The sequence below is a fragment of the Myroides oncorhynchi genome (assembly GCF_020905415.1).
Classification (GTDB): Bacteria; Bacteroidota; Bacteroidia; order Flavobacteriales; family Flavobacteriaceae; genus Flavobacterium; species Flavobacterium oncorhynchi_A.
In genome coordinates this window covers 1,984,538-2,009,194 of the sequence record NZ_JAJJMP010000001.1, presented here as the reverse complement: position 1 = coordinate 2,009,194, position 24,657 = coordinate 1,984,538, and the positions used below count along the sequence as shown (strand labels likewise).

At 33.2% G+C, this 24,657-nt stretch carries 14 protein-coding genes; 7 read left to right on the top strand and 7 right to left on the bottom strand.

The window, feature by feature from the left end; translation table 11 throughout:
- Nucleotides 1-539: 539 nt before the first annotated feature.
- From LNQ81_RS08860 to LNQ81_RS08845, 4 genes are read left to right on the top strand one after another with little or no spacing between them, the layout of a single operon-like run.
- Entirely contained in the window at nt 540-3,563 is a 3,024-nt protein-coding gene (locus LNQ81_RS08860; protein WP_229946018.1) for a SusC/RagA family TonB-linked outer membrane protein, read from the top strand.
- Complete coding sequence (locus LNQ81_RS08855) at nt 3,563-4,930, top strand: RagB/SusD family nutrient uptake outer membrane protein (protein WP_229946016.1); 1,368 nt, start codon at nt 3,563-3,565, stop codon at nt 4,928-4,930. Before LNQ81_RS08860 ends, LNQ81_RS08855 begins: the two co-directional genes overlap by 1 nt.
- Nucleotides 4,931-4,940: 10 nt before the next feature.
- Nucleotides 4,941-6,146, top strand: a complete 1,206-nt coding sequence (locus LNQ81_RS08850) for a DUF4929 family protein (RefSeq protein WP_229946014.1) — start codon at nt 4,941-4,943, stop codon at nt 6,144-6,146.
- Entirely contained in the window at nt 6,146-8,956 is a 2,811-nt protein-coding gene (locus tag LNQ81_RS08845) for a M16 family metallopeptidase (protein WP_229946012.1), read from the top strand. The genes LNQ81_RS08850 and LNQ81_RS08845 overlap by 1 nt, the downstream gene beginning before the upstream one ends.
- An 85-nt stretch (nt 8,957-9,041) precedes the next feature.
- Here the strand turns inward: LNQ81_RS08845 and LNQ81_RS08840 are convergent, their stop codons facing one another.
- The 5 genes from LNQ81_RS08840 to LNQ81_RS08820 form a co-directional block, all read right to left on the bottom strand.
- Nucleotides 9,042-11,009 carry a transglutaminase domain-containing protein gene (locus LNQ81_RS08840; RefSeq protein WP_229946008.1) on the bottom strand — a complete coding sequence of 656 codons (1,968 nt, stop codon included), beginning with the start codon at nt 11,007-11,009 and terminating at the stop codon, nt 9,042-9,044.
- 128 nt (nt 11,010-11,137) lie between these two features.
- On the bottom strand, nt 11,138-13,117 hold the full coding sequence (locus LNQ81_RS08835) for a DUF3857 domain-containing protein (RefSeq protein ID WP_229946006.1): 1,980 nt from the start codon (nt 13,115-13,117) through the stop codon (nt 11,138-11,140).
- A 4-nt stretch (nt 13,118-13,121) separates the two neighbouring features.
- A complete protein-coding gene (locus LNQ81_RS08830; protein ID WP_229946004.1) occupies nt 13,122-15,017 on the bottom strand; it encodes a DUF3857 domain-containing protein in 1,896 nt (631 codons plus the stop codon).
- Nucleotides 15,018-15,114: 97 nt separating this feature from the next.
- Nucleotides 15,115-16,080 (bottom strand): ribosome small subunit-dependent GTPase A, encoded by a 966-nt coding sequence (rsgA, locus tag LNQ81_RS08825; protein WP_229946003.1) that lies wholly within the window; start codon nt 16,078-16,080, stop codon nt 15,115-15,117.
- 341 nt (nt 16,081-16,421) lie between these two features.
- A complete protein-coding gene (locus tag LNQ81_RS08820) occupies nt 16,422-17,504 on the bottom strand; it encodes a chorismate mutase (RefSeq protein WP_229946001.1) in 1,083 nt (360 codons plus the stop codon).
- 184 nt (nt 17,505-17,688) lie between these two features.
- Here LNQ81_RS08820 and LNQ81_RS08815 point away from each other — a divergent pair, with 184 nt between their 5' ends.
- The 3 genes from LNQ81_RS08815 to gldA all read left to right on the top strand — a co-directional run bounded on the left by LNQ81_RS08815 (nt 17,689) and on the right by gldA (nt 19,933).
- Nucleotides 17,689-18,531 (top strand): sulfite exporter TauE/SafE family protein, encoded by an 843-nt coding sequence (locus LNQ81_RS08815; RefSeq protein WP_229946000.1) that lies wholly within the window; start codon nt 17,689-17,691, stop codon nt 18,529-18,531.
- 4 nt (nt 18,532-18,535) lie between these two features.
- Nucleotides 18,536-18,925 carry a DUF1634 domain-containing protein gene (locus LNQ81_RS08810; RefSeq protein ID WP_229945998.1) on the top strand — a complete coding sequence of 130 codons (390 nt, stop codon included), beginning with the start codon at nt 18,536-18,538 and terminating at the stop codon, nt 18,923-18,925.
- 111 nt (nt 18,926-19,036) lie between these two features.
- The gene (gene gldA / locus LNQ81_RS08805) at nt 19,037-19,933 is read left to right on the top strand and encodes a gliding motility-associated ABC transporter ATP-binding subunit GldA (protein ID WP_229945996.1); all 897 of its coding nucleotides are present in this window, start codon (nt 19,037-19,039) and stop codon (nt 19,931-19,933) included.
- Between the two features lie 198 nt (nt 19,934-20,131).
- Here gldA and LNQ81_RS08800 read toward each other — a convergent pair whose 3' ends face one another.
- Nucleotides 20,132-21,523 carry a RagB/SusD family nutrient uptake outer membrane protein gene (locus tag LNQ81_RS08800; protein ID WP_229945994.1) on the bottom strand — a complete coding sequence of 464 codons (1,392 nt, stop codon included), beginning with the start codon at nt 21,521-21,523 and terminating at the stop codon, nt 20,132-20,134.
- An 11-nt stretch (nt 21,524-21,534) separates the two neighbouring features.
- Nucleotides 21,535-24,651 (bottom strand): SusC/RagA family TonB-linked outer membrane protein, encoded by a 3,117-nt coding sequence (locus LNQ81_RS08795; RefSeq protein WP_229945992.1) that lies wholly within the window; start codon nt 24,649-24,651, stop codon nt 21,535-21,537.
- Between the last annotated feature and the right edge of the window lie 6 nt (nt 24,652-24,657).

Below are 24,657 nucleotides of genomic sequence, written 5' to 3'. Positions count from 1 at the left end.
ACATTAAAACATCTAGATGTTTTAGGTGGGCGTATAGTTATATGCCCCTACCGCTATATGCCAACAAGACGTGACGTTTATATCCACAATACTTACGCTGTCGTAGATTTGAAATCCGTGACGTCTACATCCATAATACTTGATAATACTGCGCCGTCTATATCCACACAGAGCATTAATAAAACATCTAGTAGATGTTTTTTAATGAATGGGACAAAAACACCACTTTATAATCACTGAGAATAAACGATATAAACACTCGTTTTTTACATCATTTTTACTTCTTAATTAAAGCACAAACCCTCAAACATCAACTTTCAAAAAAGTAAGTAAACAAATACAGAACATTGCCCTTTAAAAGATAAATGAACTCTCAAAAGCACAAAAAACAAAACAACAAAACTACTTACCAACATCGCAATGCGCCAACCTTTAAACAATATCTAATCTAAATAAACACACTTTATCCTTTGAAAAGACAAAAAACTAGTTATTTTTGCACATTAATTTAGAATTAGTCTTAATTACAAAATAACACTATGTTGCTTTCATTCAGACAGACTGCTATTATAACACTCTTAGTAAGTCTATTGTGTACCTTTAGTACTTTCGCTCAGCATCCTGTTTATACAGGTAAGATATTAGATCTAGAAACAAAAAAACCTATTGATACAGCAATCATAACTGTATTAGCCTCTGGTGATACCTTCTTCACTAATGAAAAAGGAGAAATTCAAATTCCTGAACTCTATCATTCTTCTGTTATCATCAGCCATGAAGGTTATGAAAACCTAGAAATAAAATTAAAAAAGGGAAATCAAACTATCTATCTACTACCCACTACAAAACAACTAGATGAGCTGATTATCAGAAAATCTACTAATATCAATGATATCGACATTCGTAATAGTACAGGTTCTGTAGTCACAGTAGACATGACACAGCTGAACCAACGCTCAGAGTTGAATATAGCTAAGTTATTAGAAGGACAAGTAGCAGGTCTTACTGTTACTTACTCTGGAGAACTAGGCAAAAAACCAGAAATAAGATTACGTGGTAACTCTTCTTTTAACTATCAAGGAAATGCCAATGAGCCACTATTTATAATGGACGGAATTGTGATTTCGACAGAGACTTTTATGACTCTTAATCCTAATGACTTCTCCACTATCAAGGTATTAAAGGATGCTCCTGCTACCGCTCTATATGGTATTAAGGCGGCTAATGGAGTTATCGAATTAACTTCTAAAAGAGGTTTTGATGGTAAACCCATTATTAGTTATGCTATGAAACAAGGAGTAACGATGAGAGGGGAAAGAACGGCTAATATGATGAAGACTGATGAGAAATTAGCATTCGAACTCAGAATGCAAAATCCTGCTACTCCAGGATATCTATACTCATCTGAATATATCAATAGTATCTATCCGAACAGTCCTCTTCTAAGTCAGAAACTACAAGAAGGAGAACACAAATTAGACTCCTTAAGAAGAATTAATACAGATTGGTTTAAAGAATTAGTAAAGCCTAATTATTTCCAATCTCATAACCTTAGTGTAAGAGGTGGTACCGAAAAAAACTCTTATTTCTACTCGCTGAATTACAGTAAACAAGGTGGTCGTATACCAGGTAATGATATCAATCAAATAACCGCACGTGCCAATTTAGATTATATATTAGCCCCTAATCTAACCTTATCTCTTAACAATAGTTTTGGGCTTTCGACTACCAATACTGAAAATGGAATGGATAATGATCCTACTTCATTAGCCTTTATACTTAATCCTTATGAAACAAAACACTCGACAAAACTAACAAGTTACTCAGGTCGCTCTTATGCTGACTTAATCAATCAATATAAACAAAAACAGACTAGTAAAAGATTTAGTAGTTCCATGGTAATGCAATGGGATATATTACCCGAATTAAACATAGCAGGGGTAATAGGTGCTGACTATTCATTAAGCGAAACTTATAAAAGAATACTTGGGAATGCTTATAGTCAAAAGCAAAAACCAAACAATGCTAAAGGCTTTATATCTGACTCAGATAGCAAGAACTTCGATTTTACATATAATCTACGTGCTAATTACCAAAAACAATTCGGTGACCATGATATTTTCTTAGGAGTAAATATGGATTACTATACTACTAATACAAAAATAATTGGGGGTGAAGGACATGGAATAGCGGATGACATTAGTAGCTTATCAGGTATCAATAATTCTTTAATAGGTGAATATGCCCCTAAAAACTCAGGAAGCAAAATAAAGAATACACAACTTGGTTTTGGAGCTGCGATGGGATATACGTATAAAGGGATTTATGATGTATATGGAAGTTTTAAAAGAGATGGCTCTTCCTTTTTACCTTCAAGTAAACGATGGAATGATGCATGGTCTACGGGAATAGGATGGTCTCCTATTCACTATGATTTTTTCAAGAGTCAAAATATACTAACTGATTTGAAATTTAAAGCCTCGTTAGGATATACAGCAAGTATGACAGGAATCTCAATAAGAGATATAGAATCAACTTTTAGCAACCCTAATACATTCTATGGAGACTATAGATTATTAATGCTACAAGGAATACCTAATAAAGATTTAAAACCTCAACAAACACACTCTATAAATTACTCTGTAGATTTCGGCTTCTTTGAAAGACTAAATCTATTAGTTAACTTCTATCAAAACAAGACAAAAGATGCTATACTATCTATGCCTATAGCTATGAGTAATGGATTTAATACATATACTAAAAATATAGGAGAACTAGAAAATAGAGGGATAGAATTTATGTTAAGTGGAGATGCTATCCGCCTAAAAGATTTTAGATGGAATACTTCTCTTTCCTTGTCCTATAACGCAAATAAGGTAAAAGCTCTTTATGGTACAGATAGAATATATCTAACAGAAGAATCTGTAATACCAGAATACGAAGTAGGCAAACCTCTAGGTATCATCTATGGGCTACAAACTAATGGTATACATCCATTAACAGGAGTACCTGAATACATAGATAATGATGGCCATGTAATAGATCTAAATGAACGAAGAAATGCAAATCACTTCAGACGTATTGGATATAGTATAGCTCCTTATAACGGCTTTTTCAACAACTACTTTACTTATAGAAATTGGGCATTAAATGTAAATATCAACTATAATTTCGGTGGTAAGAAAATGTATAGCCAATCTTATGTAAGAGACTATAAAAGTTCTAATTTAAATGCCATAGAGGGACAGTTACAAGACAGCTGGTTCGAGGTAGGAGATGAAGATAAAGTATATCCTATCAAAAAACTACCAAACAATGCAGAAGATTATTCTCAAAGCTTTGCTAATAATAGAACTATATATAAAACAGACTTTATCAAGCTAAATTACATACAACTTAGTTACAACATAGGCAGTAATAATTTTATCAATAAGTATTTTAAATCCCTACAGCTAAGTGTACAAGCAGATAATATCTACACATACCGTTTTCAGACAGATAGAGGTTCTCTAAATGATGTATTACAGCCAATATTAACTTTCTCTCTTAATGCTACTTTCTAATGATTAAAAAAATATTCTACTTATTCGTATTTAGTTCTCTATGGGGATGCAGTCTAGAAAATAAATCTGAGAACGAAATCTCTGGAAATGATATTATCAATTCACCTATCAAAGCTTATGGAGTACTATCACAGGCATATAAAGCTACACCTATACAACCTAAAGATTATACTTTATATACAGAAGATCTACAGCCATCCTATCTAATTAATTATCTAAAAGGAAGTAGCCTCGCTTATAAATGGGATGAAACAACCTTATCGATTAATAGTAGTTCGATATGGAATAATCACTATGATGCCATAGTCCACCTAAATGTACTATTAGAATCAGATCACAACTTCAATAGTCAGGATCCTGTGTGGCAGTATATTAAAGGTTCTGCTTTAGTCTTAAAAGCCTATAATTACTTCGATTTATTACAGCTATACTCTGAACGTTATAACCCTACAGCTTTAGGTATTATCGCTAAAGATAAATTAATCGTAGAGGAAAAAGCTAGACTAACTCAAGAAGAGTCTCTTAAACTAATCAAAACATACTTAGCTGAAGGTCTAGATTTAATACAGCAATCTGGTAAACATCAAAACTACTTTATCAAAGAGAAAGGGATCAGGATACTACAGGCAAGGGTCGCTACGTATGAAAAAGAGTATGCAAAAGCAGAATCTATTACACAAGAACTTGTAAATGATGGAGCAAAACTTCCTACCTCAACAGAAGACTATCAAAATATATGGGCTTCAGACAATACTAATATCTACTGGTTATACAACAACCTAGATAATCCTAATCACTACTTATATTATGAAGATAACCAAGGGGATCTACTTTACATCAATGAAGATTATAATTTTGACTTGGACGATATTAGATATACCATATTTCAATATAAGCACAGTATGAGAGCAACTGCTGAAGAAAAAGTAGAGCGTTCTCTTCTAGGTAAATACAAAAGATCACAACTAGATAAAGACCCTAGAGATATGGTGATGATACGTAGTACAGAGGCATATTTCATCTTAGCAGAGAGTCTTTTAGAACAAAATAAATTAGCACAAGCAAAAGAAGTTCTCAATACATTCTTATCTGCTATAAATCAGCCTAACATAGAAGATACGCCTAGTCAACAAGAACTACGTCATAAACTTCACTTCGAAAAACAAAAAGAGTTCATTGGAGAAAAGAACAACTTTTTTGATCTAAAACGATGGAATACACCCATAGAACGAAAAAAAGAAGATAACAATACTATCATTATCAAGATAGAACCTAATGACTATCGCTGGACATGGCCAATACCCATGAATGAATTGAGATATAATAGCAATGTTCAACAAAACAAAGGCTGGCCTTCATTCAAATAAACAAAACAAAATGAAAACAAGTTTTAAACATATAATAAATTCATTCACTATCCTACTACTAACTACACTATCTTTAAGTAGCTGTAGTAAGGATGATGGGGTTACTAAAGAATACCTAGGTGAAAATAAAATTCATCTATCTACCCAAAACACGGTACTAAAAAACAATGGCGAGGATGAAATCTCTATAGAAGTATTACTAGTTAAAAAAACAGATAAGACCATCTCTTTAACTTTTGGTCTGGAAGATAATCAAGAGCAAGGCAAAGATATTTTAGAATTAAAGAATCAAACTATCACCTTTGCTCCAGGTGAGAAGAAAGCAATACTTACCCTTAAAAGTAAAACAGCTCGTACTATCACTGAAGCAAAAAGAATAAAACTAAATTTAGTAGAAAACAATACAACTATTCCTTTAGAAAAACCTCTTGTTTTTACAGTATTACCCTTGAGTGTTATAGATGAGCTAACGAAAGAACAGATTGCTTTATTAGACGGTTATAAAGAGAAAGGACTGGATTTATATCCTCTACTAGGAGAAATAGATGTCACTACAGAGGTTAAATATCCTGGAGGGGGCGTACAAGAAGTATTTAACCTACCTTATACTACTATTCTAACAGGTAAGACGATAATAACACTAAGCGAATTAGCCACAACAGATAAACCTGTTCTTAAAATGACCTCTAATGCTATGGGGCTGGAGGCTTATTTCTACAAAATGTTTAGAGACTTAACTATTGATGATTTAGAGTTTTGGAATAACCCTGGACCTGATGCTCCTCCACAAAACAAAGAAGTAATGAAATCTGTAGGATTAACACGTACTTCTACAGAGTCATTTGAGGTGACACTTAACCATATCGCCATAGATATTAATACTAAAGAAGTATCTTTTATATCAACACTAAAGAACTTATATAATGATGAATATCTAGCTGTGCCTTTTGAGTTTAAATATTCTGCTTGGGATAGATTTAAAAAACTACTAGATGCAGGAGATTTAATGGCTACCGAAAACTATGAAATGGGAGGTTCTCTTAATCCGATTGACCATATCAATGTAGATCAAATAATAGAAGACGATTATGACAATTATACTTGGAAAGAATCAAAAGCTAAACTGACAGATAGTAAGTTTACTTTTGAGTTTATATTCATTCATAACAATGCTGATGGATATATCCAAGTTAAAACAGAATACAAATTAAAATAATGAAACGTACTCAAATACTATATTTCTTTGCTTTAGTACTTTGCCCTCTGCTTGTAGCAGGGCAAGGTACTTTTTCTCCATTACCTAAAGCAGAAAAAGCAATTTATGGAACATTAGACAATGGGCTAAACTATATCATCCATCCTATACCTCAACAGAAGACAGAATATCGTCTAGTCTTAAATGTAGGATCACTACAAGAACGCGATGATGAAAAAGGATTTGCTCATTTCTTAGAACATATGATCTTTAACGGTAGTGATGACTTCCCAGGTAGACAAGCCATTGATACATTACAGCGTTTAGGCTATCAGTTTGGGAGAGATATCAACGCTTATACTACTTATGAGCGTACCGTATATGATCTGTCTCTCTTAGATATCAAACAACAGGATTTAGCTATAAATATACTAGCGAACTTCTTAGGAAAGTCACATCTCAATGATGAGGGAATAGAAAAAGAACGAAGAATCGTTATCCAAGAGATTAAAGACTTTGGTACAGAGCCTTTATTTAACCGCAAAAAACTAGAAGGTACTCCTCACTTAGATAGATTGCCTATCGCTACTGAAAAAGAGATTCTAAATCTAGATCCTATAAAGCTTAGAGCATTCTATAAACGATGGTATAATCCTGCTCTAGCCACTGTAATCATAGTAGGTAATGTGAACACTAAAGATGCTGTAGAGCAAATAAACAAATACTTTGGTTCTTTTAAAGGACAGTCGAATCTAGATAGAAAACAGAGCGAAAACACTTTTAGCCCTGTCTATACTAACTTACTAGAAAAACAGAGCAATACGACTATAAATTCTAATAAATTAGAAATAGTACGCTTTACAGAAGCACCTTTCTTAGCTTCTAAAGAAGATTACAGACAACAACTTATAGAACAAATCTATAAACAATGGATCAATAAGAAACTGTCTATGAGCAAAAGCACTGCTACTGCTCACAGTCTATGGTATCTACCTAATAAAAATGAAAATGCTATAGAAATACAAGCTAAGTCAGAAGAAGAATTACAGAACCGCATAAGCTTAGTAGCTAGTACATTAAACACAATGTCTGTAAAAGGTATTCACAAAAAAGAGCTTGAACATTATAAGCAACATCTACTGAATCATTCTGTTCCTTCTGAAGACGAAGATATTGCTTATATCACCAATGCTTATATTGATCAGGTCGTAGTGAATAGTCACTACTTATCTTCTATAGATAGACATGCTTTACTAACTGAGTTACTCCCTACTATCACCACAAAAGATATAGAAAGTAAACACAGTAGTACATGGTCTACTGATCAAAAGAACCTATATCTACTTACATATAATGATAGTTTGTTTTCAATAGACTCTGCTGATGAACTAAACAAGTATTGGAATGAAGGAAGTACAAAAACATTAGTATTCAAATCTGCTAAACAAAAGAAGACGCACGAAAGACCACGTGGTTCATTTCACTGGATAACAATGCCGCCAATACAAAAAGCTACAACAGATATAGCAGTAAAAGAACATCTATATACGGATATCAACCTTACAGAACTAACATTAGCAAATGGGCTACGCATAGGTATTAAACCAACGAAGGCAACAGATGATAATTATATCATGACATTGTTCACAAGAAATGGGTTAAATCAAATACCTACATCTGAACAAAAATATTATCAAGATGCTGGGTATTTTATAGACTCTTCTTGGATACATGGTTTTACGAATGATGGGTATATGCAAGCGGGATCTGATAGAGAAATATCTACACTCGTTAGTATAAATAAGGATGCTAGTATTATCAATACCTCATCGCGAAAAGGGAATAGCAAAGACCTTTTTGAATGGACGTATAGAAAGGTATATGACTATATCACACCTCAACAGGATTTTAAAGAGTATATAGAGGAAAGCATCTCTTCTATAGATACAACTACTAAGTCTTCTACTTTATTAGATAATCCTGCTATCAAAATAGGACATCAAATAGAAGAATATAAAAAGGGAGGTAGTTTATTCTCTGAAGAGCTAACAACAATAGAAGACTGGAAGAAAGTTAATCTAGATAGCTTCTTTACCTTGTACAACCAATCTTTTGCTAATCTAGAGGAGGTGTATGTACTTATCGCAGGGAATTTTGATACAGATGACATCAAGAAGAAGGCGATCGCTTACTTCGGTGCTTTAAATAATTCTCCAAAGCAAGGAGATAAAAACAAGACTAACTCATCTAAGGCTTTCGTAAAAGAAGAAATAACACGAGCTACGCTAACGAGTAATGATATCGAAAGACCTGATGTGACAATAGTATTCAATGGAACAATTAAACCTACTCTAAAAGAGAGCATGATGGCTCATATCGTAAGAGAGATGTTTAACAACCAGTTCTTAACACTATCAAGAGAAAAAGAAGGATTAGTATATTCTCCTTATTCAGCTCTAGATGTAGAAGTTTACCCTGAGCCTAGAACATCTGTTAGTTTATTCTTCTCAACTGCTCTAACTGACATAGACAAACTAGAGAACTTAGCTAAAGAAGTGATTCACTCTCTACAGACAAAAAGTATCTCAAAGCCAGAATTAGAACAGATGAAATTAACGATTCTGAATAATAAACGCTTACATCTAACAGATACAAGTACATTCCAATGGGTAGAAAAGCTTAGAGAAACTCAATTAAACTTTGGTTCTCTTGAAGACTTTAATAATTATGATGAAATACTAAATAGCATAACTCCTGAGGACATTAAAGAGATTTCAAAATCTATATTTAATACCTCTACCTATGGAGTATTTATACTCACACCTCAATAAAATAACAAGTAGTTATTGCTCCACTTTATTTTTCTCTTTACTAATAATAATTGAATAAGGCTACCTGAATCAGGTAGCCTTATTTTTATTTCTTCTCTAATGTAACTTGTGTTTTTAACTGTTCTAATAATTGAACATACACATTTCTCACACTGTCATAGTCTTTTGTATCAATACATCCTTTTGCTTTTACAAAGACTAAAGTACAAATTATCTGATTCTCCTTTTGTTCAAATTTGGTTTGTAATTCTAATCCTGAGTCCTCGATTTTCATACTTATTCCTTTCGGTAACTCTGTTACTTGATACCCGTCTGGAATATTAATCGCTACTTGGTAATTATCTAATTCAGGATAACCAATATAAATAGGGTTAGAACGTTTTTCATTACTAAATGGGTTTTCTAATAATGGATAAAATTGAAATGGACTTACAAACAACTTATTATTAAATACAATTGTACCATTATTTTTAGAAAATGAATATACTACTCGAACATCTTTAGTATTGTCTTTCGAATCATATACTTTAATATCGTTTACAGCCAATCCGAAGTGTTGACTCTCAAACCATTTTCCTAATCTCCATTCACTACCGTCATACACTGTACGGAAGTTTAATGCTTCATAGTTATTATAATTCTCAATTACTTGCCCTGATATAGTCCCATTTGCATTAAGTGTCATTAAAAACTTCTTATTTAAACTAGAAACAAATCTAGGCATTAAGTCTACTTCTGCAATCTGTGCATTGTCATAAATAATTGTTCCTTTTCCGTTTAGATCTTCTGGAGTCAAAATGTTTAATGCTGTATGAGGATTAATAGCATCTACAAGATAAACTAGATTATTCACCTCAACAGCAACAATTATATGATTATAAAAATTGCGTTGCCATACTGTCTTTACTCCATTACTTCTAGTACTGATTAATACAGGATTTGCTTTTACTCCCACATATCTTAACATCGCAGTTAATAAAAGATTGATATCTGCATTATTCCCAACACCTTTATAATATGTAGGTTTAATCCCATTCTGAGCAAAAAGACTATATTCATTATTCCATTTGACTCTACTCTGTACAATGCTTAATATTTTATTTACTTTTTGTTCTGTTGTAAGGTCTTTATAATTCTCTACATTCAATTCATTTTTTAGAAACCTATCTTGTTTAAGTTCTTTACCAAATCCTCTATTTTTAATCAAATCCGTGTAAAACTCTTTTTCAGTTTGCATTACTTTTTCCGCAGAATTACCTGGGAACTGTACTTGTTGTAAATCGAAACGAACAGAAGATATGTAATTACTAGGGTTATTTAAAAACGGTTCTACTTCATATGCTGGTACAGATTTAGCTGTAAAAACCTTCTGAATAGCATTAACTCCAGAACTAACAAATGTTCTATTCAATCCTTTAAGGTCAATACGCATTGGAAAATCTTGTTCTTTTAATTTTACATCTCCTTTCTGAACAATACTGTAGCTAAAATATTCTGGAAAAAAAACAGTATAAGTTGCACTCTCTTTCGGTAGATCATTCTGTATATACCATTCTGGTAACTCATCTATATAACTAGTTGTCTTTGTATAGGTATACTCGATAATATCACCTGCTTTAGCACTGTCATAAGATACCCCCTTTTCACGCCAATTCCCTTTATCAATATCACTTAAAGTTTCTTTTGCTGATTTCTCTTTCACAACTTTACCCCCTATTAATCTATAGATATTAGATACTGTTATGGTTAGATCTTCTTTAGAGTATCCCTTAGGTGCATAGGGAATTGAAAATGACAGTTGCTCTTTAGCAGAGTTATCATACAGCTTTATTTTTCTACTAACAGTTTCATTTACACGAAAACCGTATTCATAGTCGTATTCAAATTCTACTTGTATTTCTTCATTTAGGACAACGGCTTTAGCATTAGGGAAAGAAGTATTCCTAGGTTCTGCAAGCTCAGTCACTGTTACTTTACCCAAAAAGTCTTGTGCATATACTGCTGAGCTAAGCAGTATAAATAGGCTAAGTGAGAGATAAAATATTTTATTCATTTGGCTGTTTTTTTCTTGTTCTTGTTTCAAAGGTAAAAATTACCACAATTATACAACATAGCAAATGCAGAAGTTCTAAAAAGATTGTCAATAAAAAACCAAGACTATTCATCTTGGTTTTTTATAAGTTATTTCTTTTTAAAAATGATTTGATCTTCTAACTTCTCCATCATCTTAATATAAAAACTCTGAACTTTATTATAATACTTTGATTCAATAAAGTTGCCTCTCGTAAATTGAATAGTGCAAATTATGTTATTTGCTTCACGTTGCATTTTATAATCAAAACTTAAATCTATCTCTCCTTCTGGTATAATCAATGCTTCTGGTAAATACTCTACTTCATACCCTTGGGGAACCGCTAATGCAATTTTATAAATATATAAGATCGGATAACCAAAAGAGATTGGCAATTTGCGTTCAGTAGCCGTAAATGGATTCGTTTTATAACTAAATAGCGAAGTTGGCTTCACATATAACTCATTACCAATTATAGTTCCCATATCTTTTTTAGACATACTGAACCTTAATCCCAATGGTGCAGATGAATTATCTTTCTCTTGTACTGAAAGATTAACTACCTCAACATTATCAAAGCCTGCTTCTAACATCTTAATGACTGCTTCATCTCCTTTGCCTTCAATAGCTTTTCTAAACCATAATGAAGAGTAGTCTCTATATTGTTCAATTCCCCTTCCTATTGCTTTTCCATCAGCACTAATCGATAAAGAATAATTCTCTGTTGTTACTGAATAGAAATCAGGAGTCATTTCTACTTTTTGGAACTTATCTTTATCTTTTATCAATAACCCTTTCCAGTTAAGATTAGATGCCCTAATCACATTTAAACTTCCGAACTTTTCTGTAGCGTCTAAGAACATTATTTTACTATCAATCACTACTCCTACAATTACTCTATCATATGACGTTTTTTGAAGAGATATACTTATTCCATTATCAATAGAACTTACTAAGATAGGATAAGCTTCTAAGCCTACATATCTAAGCATCGTCAATAAAGTAAAATTAACGTCTGCATAGTTCCCTGTTTTTTGTTCTAATGCTTTTCTTAAATCATCTGAGTAATATCCTCCCTTCTTATTCCAAGAAATAACATCTTTAGTCTGCGCTAATATTTTCTCTGCCTTAGCCTTATTATCTAAGTCGTCATATTCATTTACATCTATTATCTTACTCAATTGCTTATCAATACTAAACTGACCTGAGAATGACTTACTCTCATATATATATTTCACTAAATCAGCTTCACTAAGCGAGATACTCTCTGGTTTCTGATTCGGATAGCGAATAATAGATAAATCGTGTTTTACTGAAGAACGGTAATTATCTAAATTATCCACATAAGGTTCTGATTTAAGTGCCTTCATATTAGATGCTGTATATAAATCAGTAGTCTCTATATAATCAACTGTTTGAGCTTGTTGTCCTCTATCATTTGTCAAGTAAAGTTTCTTTTTATCACTTGTTCTCTTAGCATCAACTTTCATATCTCCTATTAATCTAGAAGTATAAATAAAATACTCTGGTATTCTTAATTCATAGGTTGCATTATGAACAGGTATACTTCTCTGAAAATCCCAAGATGGTATATAACTAAAGTAATCACTTGTCACCGTAAAACTATATTCTACAATAGACCCTTCTCGAACATCGGGTACAACTACTTTCTTCGTCTTCCAGTTCTCACTTGTCTTCTCATCAAACATAGCACTTGACTTCACTTTAGTACGCTGTATTTTACCATTTACTAAGTTGTATGTACTTACATCGTTAATACGCACTGACTCTGTCACTTTATTACCTACATAGTAATCCACCTGAAAGTCTGCCATAGACAAGCCTTCCTTCTTATATGTTTTTAGTTTACGATTGACCTCTCTGACTAGTTTAAAACCAATATTAGGGATATAATCAAAGTACACACGACCTGATTCGTTTAGTATAGATGCCTCTGCCTCTGGATCTATTTTATCTTCTGTTTGTTGTAACTCCTCTACTGTAACTTTTCCTATAAAGTTCTGAGCTTTGACATCATAACCATAGATATATACTATACAGCATATAATAATTTGTAATACTTTTCTCATCCTTTTATTGTTTTAGTTTCAACACTATTTTTGCTTGATCATACTTAATAATATCTTCTCTGTATTGCTTAAATGAGTCATAATCCTCTATTGTATACAATCCACCATTAACAGTGTGATTTCTTGTATAATAAATCTTCTGACCTTTTGATTCATACGTCACTTTATACTCACCATACTTAGTCACTAAACTTACATTCTCAGGCAAGTTATCAACTGAATAACCATCAGGTACAACGACTTCAATAGTATCTATATCTTTCCAAGAAGAACTGATATATAATGGTTGCTTTCTATTCTTACTGCTTGTTAAAGTAATATTACTTGCATTCCAAGCATTTAAACTAAATACTAGTCTATTACCGAGCTTAGTAGCATATTTAGGCGCTATAAAAGAGATCTTTTCCTCTAACGAAACATCTGTATTATCTATAGCTATATTTAACGTGCTAAATTGATTAATATTAAACGTTGAAAACATGCGCTTATAGTATTTCTCTTTATCTGTAGAGTTTGCATAAAATAGATGTGATCTATTATCGAACTGAGTTCCCTTAGAGATAATATCAATAGTAGCTTCTATATCTCCGTTTGGTTTAAGCAAATAAGAATTCTTACTAACCTGAGTACTTTCTTCTGCACTGTAAGTCTTTGTATTTACTAATTCACTACCGTGCTCTTTTACTATCAAGACTTTTCGATTATCAGTAAATCCGCCGATAAAACCAAAAGCACCTTGATTATTAGTACACTCTACCCACTGATATCCTCCTTGTTGCAAGGGTATTGCTATAATCATATGATTTCCTTGAAGACAGACAGACTCTTCTCTAATATCTACAGGAGTAGACGAACCATGAACTACCACAGGGCAACTCTCCACTCCAACAGCTTTTAGCAGCGCTCGATAATAATTACTAAGTCCTTTACAGTCCCCATAGTTTAGTCGACTTACATCACTTGCAAGCATAGGTTTCCATCCTCCTACTCCTAATTGTACACTAATATATCGCGTATGACTCTGCATATACTCATATAATATCTTAGCCTTAGAGATATCATCTGTTACACCACTTGTAAGTTCTTTTGCTTTATTAACTACTTCTGCACTTAAAGTTTCTGTTCCTTTTACAAAGTTGCTATAATACCAAGATCCTAATTGTTCCCAATTAGTAAAATCTCCCTTTATACCTTCTAGAGAAACTTTATCTAGTGTAGTGATCACAGTAGGTAAAAGGCTCTTTGCATTAGGAGTGTAGCTCTCATTAGTAACTGCCTTAAAGTCTTTAATGGTATAAATTACTTTACTGCCCTGTACTATCTTGTCTACTTTAGTAAAATTAGGATTATATAATACTGGTGTACTGTTTATCCCACTCGTATTCTCGATAGTAAACCTTGATGATAAGATAGACTGTGAATGATACAGAATAGGTTGCCACTTTGGTAAAAAGGCAGTATTACGAGACTCTATTTCACTTTCGTATATAAAAACAACAGGATACTGTACTGGTCTAAATTCAAATGCTAGAACACGACTATCCGTAATAGACATTCCTTGACTTAGTGAATAATCTTTAAAATCCCTTTGTTTAAATACTTTGACAACTTTACCTAGAGCATCTAGTTGCGTAACTTGTATTAGTTTAATCTTAGTGCTTTTATCGTATACCTCAATAAAGTCTAAATGCCCTAGACCACTCTCAGAAAAGACAGTAACCACCTTCCTTGTTTTATTAACATACTTATCTATAGCTATAATCTGTACGTCAATATGCTCTTCATTTATAACAGAAGTAGCACCTTCTTTAAAGTTCTCTTTAATTAGAGAAACTTGATAGTTCTCTTGTGAAAAAACTGAAAAGCACAAGAATAAACATATAAATAGGGACTTATTCATTACAATAATTCGTTAGTAAATTTAAGTTACTAATTTAAGTTAAAAAAAACTTAATAAAATATAAAATTGAAATATTATAAACATAAAAAAACCAAGACTATTCGTCTTGGTTCTTTCCATCTTTATATATATCTGTTCGGTAGTGTTCTTCGTCTCCATCTAAGATTTGAATATACGTTTTATAGCGAGACCATGCTAATTCATCTTTATCTAAAGCATCCTTCACTGCACAGTGAGGTTCTTCACGATGAAGACAGTTATTAAATTTGCACTGATCCTTTAATGCGAAAAACTCAGGGAAATAATCTCCTACTTCAGTTGGTGCCATATCCACTACCCCAAATCCTCTAACTCCTGGTGTGTCGATAATCTGTGCATCAAAAGACAAGTCATACATCTCCGCAAAAGTAGTAGTATGTTGTCCTTGCTGATGTTGTTCTGATATCTGAGCAGTCTTTAAATGTAGTCCTGGTTCGATAGCATTGATAAGCGTTGACTTCCCAACTCCTGAGTGACCTGTGAATGTAGATACTTTACCTGTCATGCGCTCTTTGATAGCATCTAATCCTTTACCTGTCAGTGCTGACACTCTTAAACACTCATATCCAATTTGAGAATAGATATACTGCATATACAACTGTTCATCTAAGGCATCCTCTGAATAAGTATCTACCTTATTAAACACTAATACAGTAGTAATTCCGTATGCCTCCGCAGTCACTAAAAAACGATCTATAAAACTCGTAGTAGTAACTGGGTTATTTATAGTTACAATTAAAAATAAGGTATCAATATTAGAAGCAAGAATATGTACCTGCTTAGATAAGTTTACAGACTTACGAACAATATAGTTTTTACGAGGTACTATCTCGTTAATAACACCCGTAGTAACATCATTTGTAGTCTCTAGTTCAAAGCGAACGTGATCACCTACAGCAAGTGGATTAGTACTTTTAATACCTTTTAATCTAAACTTACCTTTGATTCGACAGTCATAAAACACATCGTCTTCACCTTTCACTGAGTACCAACTACCTGTTGATTTGTAAACTATTCCATTCATACGACAAATATACTTCAAAATATATGTACCTAAAAAAGGAATGAATACAATTCTTTGTTTTAACCCAGAATCAGCGATAGACAGATAAACGAAAAGCAATTATACAAGATAGGCCTGAATTAGTGATTTCAGCATACTATAGTATGGTTATAGAGCTAATGAAAGAACTATAAAGTAGAATTACTTTGTAATATTTGGCTATTGCTGATTCTGGGTTTAATAAGGGAACGAGAAATAGGAAACGGGGAACTGTAGACTACAAGCAATCAACTGAAACCGATTACTAAACAAAAAAAGCTCCTACCGTAGTAGAAGCTTTTCAATATACTTTAGATTAACAACTATTCTTTATTGATAATCTTATCTTGTCTATAGATACTCTCTTGGTGAATAGCTGTATAGATAGCTGTGATAAACTCTTCAGTAAATCCGATGTGTTTACCTTCCTCTTGCATTTTCTCAAGAATCTTAGTCCAACGATCTTGTTGGAATACAGCAACGTTCTTATCTCTTTTCAACTTACCAATTGAATCTGAAATCAACATACGCTTTCTCAACAAATCTAACAACTTGCTATCCATATCATCTATTTGGATACGGTGAGCTTGTATTTGTTGTAAGAACTCTTCTGTCTCATCAGTTACATTTCTCACTCTAAGTTTAGAGATAATATCTCCTAATTGATCAGGTGTTACTTGCTGTGCAGCATCACTCCAAGCATTATCTGGATCACAGTGTGTCTCTATCATAAGCCCTTCATAATTAAGGTCTAATGCCTGCTGAGATACACCTAATATTTTGTCTCTATTCCCTGTGATATGTGAAGGATCACAGAAGATCGGAATATTCGGTAAGTGTAATTTTAAATCTATTGGAATTTGCCACTCAGGAATATTGCGATACTTTGTTTTCTCATAAGTACTAAACCCTCTGTGAATAACTCCTAATTTAGTAATACCTGCTTCTGCAAGTCTCTCTACTCCACCCATCCATAAAGATAAGTCCGGATTCACTGGATTCTTTAACAAAACAACTTTATCAGTACCTTTAAGTACATCTGCAATTTCTTGAACAGCAAACGGATTCACAGCGGTACGTGCCCCAATCCATAAGATGTCAATATCGTGCTCTAAGCACAATTGTACGTGTTCTGCGGTTGCAACTTCAGTAGCAATTAACATGCCTGTTTCTGCTTTAACTTGTTGTAACCATTTCAATCCAATGGCACCTACTCCTTCGAATCCACCTGGACGAGTACGAGGCTTCCAAATCCCTGCGCGATAGACTTTAACTTCTTTTGGCAGTGACTTAGCGATTCTCATTACTTGCTCTGGCGTTTCCGCACTACAAGGCCCTGCAATTATAGCAGGATTTTGTCCTTGAAATAAAGACAACCAATCCTTGTTAATGTTTAGTTTTTCCATTGGTTAATTATTAATTTGTATTTACATATTATTACGTTTTTTTACGACATCAGTCCTATTGTAGACTAAATCTGTCAAAACAAGATTATAAATATATTATTTTTAAACATAAAATTGACCATCTATAAGTAAATTGTTCAATAAATAATTACTTTTAACCACTTAAGAACAAAATAATATAAAAATGACGTTATTAACTTTCACGCTGATCATGTTTTTAGGAGCATTTGCAGCAGGCTTTGTAGGCTCATTATCGGGACTAGGAGGTGGTATAATCATCATTCCTTTGTTATCTGTATTCTTAGGTGTAGATATGCATTATGCTATCGGTACTGCCTTAGTTGCTGTAATAGCTACCTCATCAGGATCAGCATCAGCTTATGTAAAAGAGGGAATAACCAATATGCGTTTAGGAATGTTTTTAGAAATAGCTACTACTGCTGGTGCTGTGATTGGTGCTATTATTTCTACCAATGCTAATACTTCTGTACTAGCAATTATCTTTGGACTGACCCTTACTTTCTCTTCTATTAATTCACTTCGCAAAAAAGAAGACCACTTAGTTACCCCTGATGAATCAAGTACGCTAGCTAAAAAACTAAAACTTGTAAGTACTTATCCTACTCCTCAAGGAGAAACTGTAAAATACGGAATGACTAATGTCATCGGAGGTTTTAGTATGATGGGACTAGCTGGGATGATGTCAGGACTATTAGGCATAGGATCAGGAGCTTTTAAAGTGATTGCCATGGATTCTATTATGAAGATTCCTTTTAAAGTATCTACTACTACAAGTAATTTCATGATGGGGGTAACAGCTATTGCCAGTTCTGTTATCTATATTCAAAAGGGATATATTGAACCCTCTATCTGTATGCCTGTTATCGTAGGTGTATTAGTAGGTGCTATGGTAGGAGCTAAAGTTCTTCTAAAGGCAAATCCTAAAAAACTTAAGGTATTCTTCGCTTTTCTAATTTTAGCTTTAGCGATTAATATGATTTTTAACGGTGTAATGGGTAATATTTAAGATTATGAGGACAACTAAATTTTCAGATACAGATTTACAATCTATAATTGGTAATGTTCTTCGATATGGAGTATGGACAGCGCTTACCGTAGCAGGTATAGGGGGCGTAGTTCTATTCTCTACTCACGCTAATGATGAAGTGCACTTCACTAACTTTATAGAGAAAGATGACAATATTCTCACAGTGATAAAAAACATCTTCGCAGGTGTTGGTCAAGGCAACGGAGAGTCTATTATATTCTTTGGCATCCTTTTATTATTCTTAACTCCTGTACTACGTATATTTTTATCATTACTCTCTTTTTTCTTAGAGAAAGACTGGCTGTATGTATTCATTACACTAATCGTAGTAAGTATTATTGTATTCAGTGTATCTTTTGGATATTCGCATTAAACAATATTGTTAGAGCAGAACCGTTAATCTATTACCTAAAAACAGTTACTTTTGTTACTCCTAAACTAACTAGTAATTGCGTTAGGTCAAACTATCACTTAAATTAGAACAATGTCACTACAGGTCAAAAATATCAGTAAGTTCTATGGCGAACAAAAAGCCTTAGACAGTATTAATTTCTCTATCCCTAAAGGGCAAATAGCCGGTTTCTTAGGTCCTAATGGAGCGGGTAAATCTACGCTAATGAAGATACTGACTACCTATATCCACAGTGATGAAGGACAGGCTTATGTCAATGACTTTAATGTAGAGACAGAACAACGCAATGTACAGCGATCAATAGGTTATCTACCTGAGCACAATCCGCTATATCTAGAGATGTATGTAAGAGAATATCTACAGTTTAACGCTGATATATATAAAGTAGCTAAAAGTAGAATAGACGAAGTAATCAACCTTACAGGGCTAACCCCTGAAGCACATAAACGTATAGGTGAACTATCTAAAGGATATAGACAACGTGTAGGGCTAGCTACTGCTTTACTACACGATCCTGAAGTATTAATCTTAGATGAACCAACAACTGGTCTTGACCCTAATCAATTAGTAGAGATCAGAGAACTTATCAAAAACATTGGTAAGGATAAAACAGTATTCCTGTCTACACATATTATGCAAGAAGTAGAGGCTATTTGTGACCGTGTGATTATCATCAAACAAGGGCAGATAGTAGCAGACCAAATGCTATCTAGCATGTTAGAGAATCAAAACGAACAAGTAATAGCTGTAGAATTTGACTTTAAAATTGAAATACAGTTCATCGATAGAATACCTAATCTTATCCGTGCTAATCACATACACGATACACAGTGGGAACTAATTTTCCCTATAGATAAGGATTACAGACCTACAGTATATGACTTCGCTCAAGAGAATGGATTAAAAACTCTATCTATGCAGGTCAAAAACAAGAACCTCGAAAGTCTCTTTAGAGAGATTACACAATAAATGAAAACACCTTATGATAAGGTGTTTTTTTTATATGTTCATTAATATACGCCCTCTTATTTCTATACTTTTAGTATTTACTAAATAATTACACTCTTACGGGACATAGAGAAGAAATAAAAGGAGCTGCCAATTGAGACAGCTCCTTTTTGCTAACTAAAACAACAAACAAAATACCTAAATAGAGGATTTATTAGCTTACTTTCTTGAATCCAACTCCTCTTGAGGAATTATTAACTGGAAACGTTTATCTTGTGCAGGTAATGATATTCTTGTTCGGTGATTACCAGTACGACTTATTCCTCTCAATAACCGCTTAGCATCAAACCACTCTACTCCACATTCTCCATATAATTCTTTTCGTCTTTCTAATAGAATAACTTCCAATAATTCTGTCCCTGTGACATTAGTATTTTTAGCTTCTCTATCTCTATCAAAACGAATAGCATCTAATATTTCTTTCGATTTCCTTTCATTTTTTAAGTGGTATTCTGCTTCTGCTTCTATTAATACTAACTCTACATATCTTATCATAGGTAAATCAGCTTCAAATGTAAACTTAAACTTAGACGTCACATACTCTTGCCAATCCCCAGATGGCTTCTCATAGAAATTAGTAAATAGGTTACGTACATCTGTCTTGCTAAATTGCTTCACAAAATCATCATTGATAAATGTACCATGATAAGCTACCGCCACGTGATCCATCATTGCATGTGGATGAGAACGATAATATACGGTTTGATCAGCACTTTGAGGTAATGCCCATAACCATTCTACAGCATTCATAGAGTCGAATCCCTTAGTATAATCTTCTGCATTTAGCACTTTACGTATATCTCCACCGTATGCTTCGTTTGCATTTTTCTTAGCTAAATCCCACTTTCCCATATACTGATATACTTGTGCTAAAAAGGCTTGTGCCACTGCTTTATTAATATATGATTTATTTATTCTATTGCTTCCTAATAGAGAAGATGCTTCTTCTAAATCCGTTATTATTCTATTAAAAAACTCTTCCTTCGTAGAGAAAGGATTCGGTGTAGAACTTGATTTGATATATATAGGTGGAAACTCATTATTCTGATTTGACGCATAGGCATCACCAAACTCTATAGCTAACTGAAAATAATAATATCCTCTCAAGGCTAAAGCCTGTCCAATTAATTCATTCTTATCTTCTTTATCAATCTTAGTACTCTCCTCTATCCCCTGAATAAAATTATTGACTTGATCTATTATTTTATACGGTAATCTCCATGAGAATACTGACCTTGTACCTGTACTCAAATACACTTGATAGTCATAATCATCTCCAAACCATATTTGTTTTTGAATTAAATCTGCTCCCTTTACACTACGAGCAAACAGCATGCTATGAATTCCAGATGCTTCATCATTAATTAATGACATTCTCTGCAGTCTTAATATACCGGACAAGAATGAAGTAGCTCCTTCTTTACTACCAAACACTATTTCTGGCGAAATACTATCTTTGGGTTTTGGGTCATCTAAGAAATCTGATGAACAACTTGTAACTATACTTAACAATAACACTAATGCTATTCCTTTTATTATTTTTTTTATCACTTTAAATCATTTTAAAAATTAATATTTAACCCAACAGATATAGTTGCTGATAATGGCACTCTATAATTAGTTATTCCATTAATAGCTTGTTCAGGATCTATACCTTTATGTGATTGAAATGTCAATAAATTTTCTCCTTGCAAATAAACTCTTGCTTGTTTTAACTTAAATTTCCCTAAGCTTTCTATTGGTAAAGTATAACCTACAGTCAAAGCTTTTAATCTTAAATAATCATTTTTATATAAGAATCTTGAAGAGCTAGCAGCAAAGTTATTTGTTGAGTTAAGAATCACAGGAATATTAGTTATGTCTCCTGGTTTCTGCCAACGGTCTATTAAGTCCGGAGAACTTTGGTATCCTTTAGAAATACCTCCTATTAAGCTAGCATAATCATTATCATAAATATACCCTCCTAAACTAAAATTAAAGAAAGCACTAAAATCAAGATTTTTATATAAAAGGCTAGTATTAAACCCTCCTACTAATTTGGGCAAAGCAGACTTATTATAATATCGTGTTGCCTCATCATAATCTTTTGTTGTTTCCCTACCTGTTATGTTTCCATTTGTATCTAGTACATCTTTATACCACATTCCATATCCATCATTAGGATCTACACCTGCCCATTCTCTAAGGTAAAAATCATATAGAGAGCGCCCTTCTGTCCATCTGTTTAACCCACTTATAAAACTATCTTGTGTTAATGATTTTATTTTATTTCTATCAATAGAAAAGTTTAAAGACGTATCCCATTTCCAATCACTTGATCGAATATTATGAGAAGTCAAACTAACTTCTAGCCCATAATTTTCTATTGTCCCTGCATTAGATAATATCTCTAAGTTCCCAGTAGATGGTGCTTGTGGAATAGCAAATAATAAGTCAATAGATCGTTTTTTATAGTAGTCTACTGATCCTTCAATTCTATTATTAAATAAACTATAATCAACTCCTACATTAAACGATGCTGTCTTTTCCCATGTTAAGAATGGATCTGTCAAATCCCCTAAGATGACTCCTGGGTTATCTAATTGATTATATCCTGTTTCAAACAATCGCAAATAAGGAAAATACTTTCCTTCAATTTTATTATTTCCTAACTCTCCATATGAGGCTCTAAATTTTAATAAATCAATATAATCACTATCCACCAGAAAGTGTTCAGAAGATACAATCCATGAACCACCAATAGAATAGAAGTTTCCTTTTCTAACTGATTTATCAAAGCGAGTACTAGAATCTGATCTAAAAGATCCTTCTATAAAATATCTATTTAAATAATCATAACTCACTCTACCCAAATAGCTTGTTAATCTATCTTCTACATTATATCCATTAATATTTTCTAATGAAGTTCCACTACCTATTTCGGTATTACCTGGCAAATATCCTGTAGATGAAGCATTGAAGAAATCTTTCTTAAATGTATATGCTTCAAAAATTCCATCTACTGCAATATGATGTTCCCCAAAAGCTTTATCATAGTGTAGAGTATTGATAAAATTTAATGTTTCTGAATTATCTTTTATTCTACGTACACGCCCTTTAACACTAGAAGCTTGACCGTATACAGAGTTATTATACTCTTTCACATCATAGTCATACTTCTCATAAGACAAGTTCGTTCTAAAGTAAAGTCCTTCCGCTAAATCGACTTTTGCAAAACCATTCCAACTTGTAGTTGCCCTTCTATTAATAGTACTATTATTAAATAGAATACCTGCTGCATTCTCCCCACTCATAATAGGACGTACACTATTTACGTCTTTGCTAGAAGCATTTCCATAATCATAAATAGCACTCCCTTCAGCATCATATACTATATACCCATTTAGATCTCTTTTATAAACAGGATAAACACTAGGCATAGCATAAATCCAACTCATTGGGCTGTAAAGATTCGTACCACTCTGTGTAGGATAATTTTGATTAGAACTTGAATAAGCAGTATTAGCCCCTACTTGTAGCCAATCCGCAATTTGACTTTCGATATTCAAACGAACTGTAGTACGTTCAAAGTTAGAAGTCTTAATCATACCATCTTGATTTAAATAATTAGCAGATAGAAAATATGATGTACGATCACCTCCACCTCCAATATTGAAGCTATATTCATTGCGAAAAGCTTGATTGCGTTGCAATTCTTTCTTCCAATCTGTCTCCCATAATAATGGACTCTCTACTGTCCAATTACCATTGTAATCTATAGGCTGGCTAACACCGAAAGGATTATACCCAAAATAACTTACTAAGCCATCAGATGCATTTTTACGAGCTGTTGCATCATCTTGACTTAGCACATATTGATAGTTATTTTTTCGTCCTTCCCATAGATACTCAGTATAGCCTCGCGTATCTAATACCTTGTGTGTATTTACTGCGTCGAAAGCAACTCCTGAACTCAACTTAATATTTATATTAGGAACTGTATTTAACTTTCCTGATTTTGTCTTTATCAAAATAACACCATTAGCTCCCCTAGATCCATATAATACAGTTGAAGAAGCATCTTTAAGTACATTAATAGTTTCTATTTGATCAGCACTTATAGCATTAATAGCACCTGAATATGGCGCGCCATCTAGAATGATAAGAGGGTCAGCAGAAGCATTGATAGAACCAATACCACGCACTCTTATAGTAGGACTCTCCCCAGGTTGAGAACTAGAAGTAATAATGTTGACTCCAGCTACTGTACCCTGAAGAGCAGACACCACAGATGTAGTTACCTGCTTTTCTATCACATCACTTTTCACTTGACTAATAGCACCTACAACGGCTTTTTGCTTTTGAGCTCCATAAGCTACAATCACAATATCTTCTAAGTTCTCAGATTCACTCCTTAATTTCACATTGAGTATATGCTGTTTACCTATTTTAATACTTTGAGAAGTAAACCCTACATACTCAAACTGAAGTATATCTCCTTCGTCAACATAGATAGAATACCTCCCATCTAAATCTGTTTGTACCCCTCGTGTAGAGTTTTTAACAATCACTGACACTCCTGGCAGTGACAATCCATCATCCGCGCTTACCACACCAGTCAACGTTATCTGTTGCGCTAAAGCTATATTGCATAGCAATAACAAGCTACTTACTAGTAACCGAATTTTAATACTTTTCATTTTTAC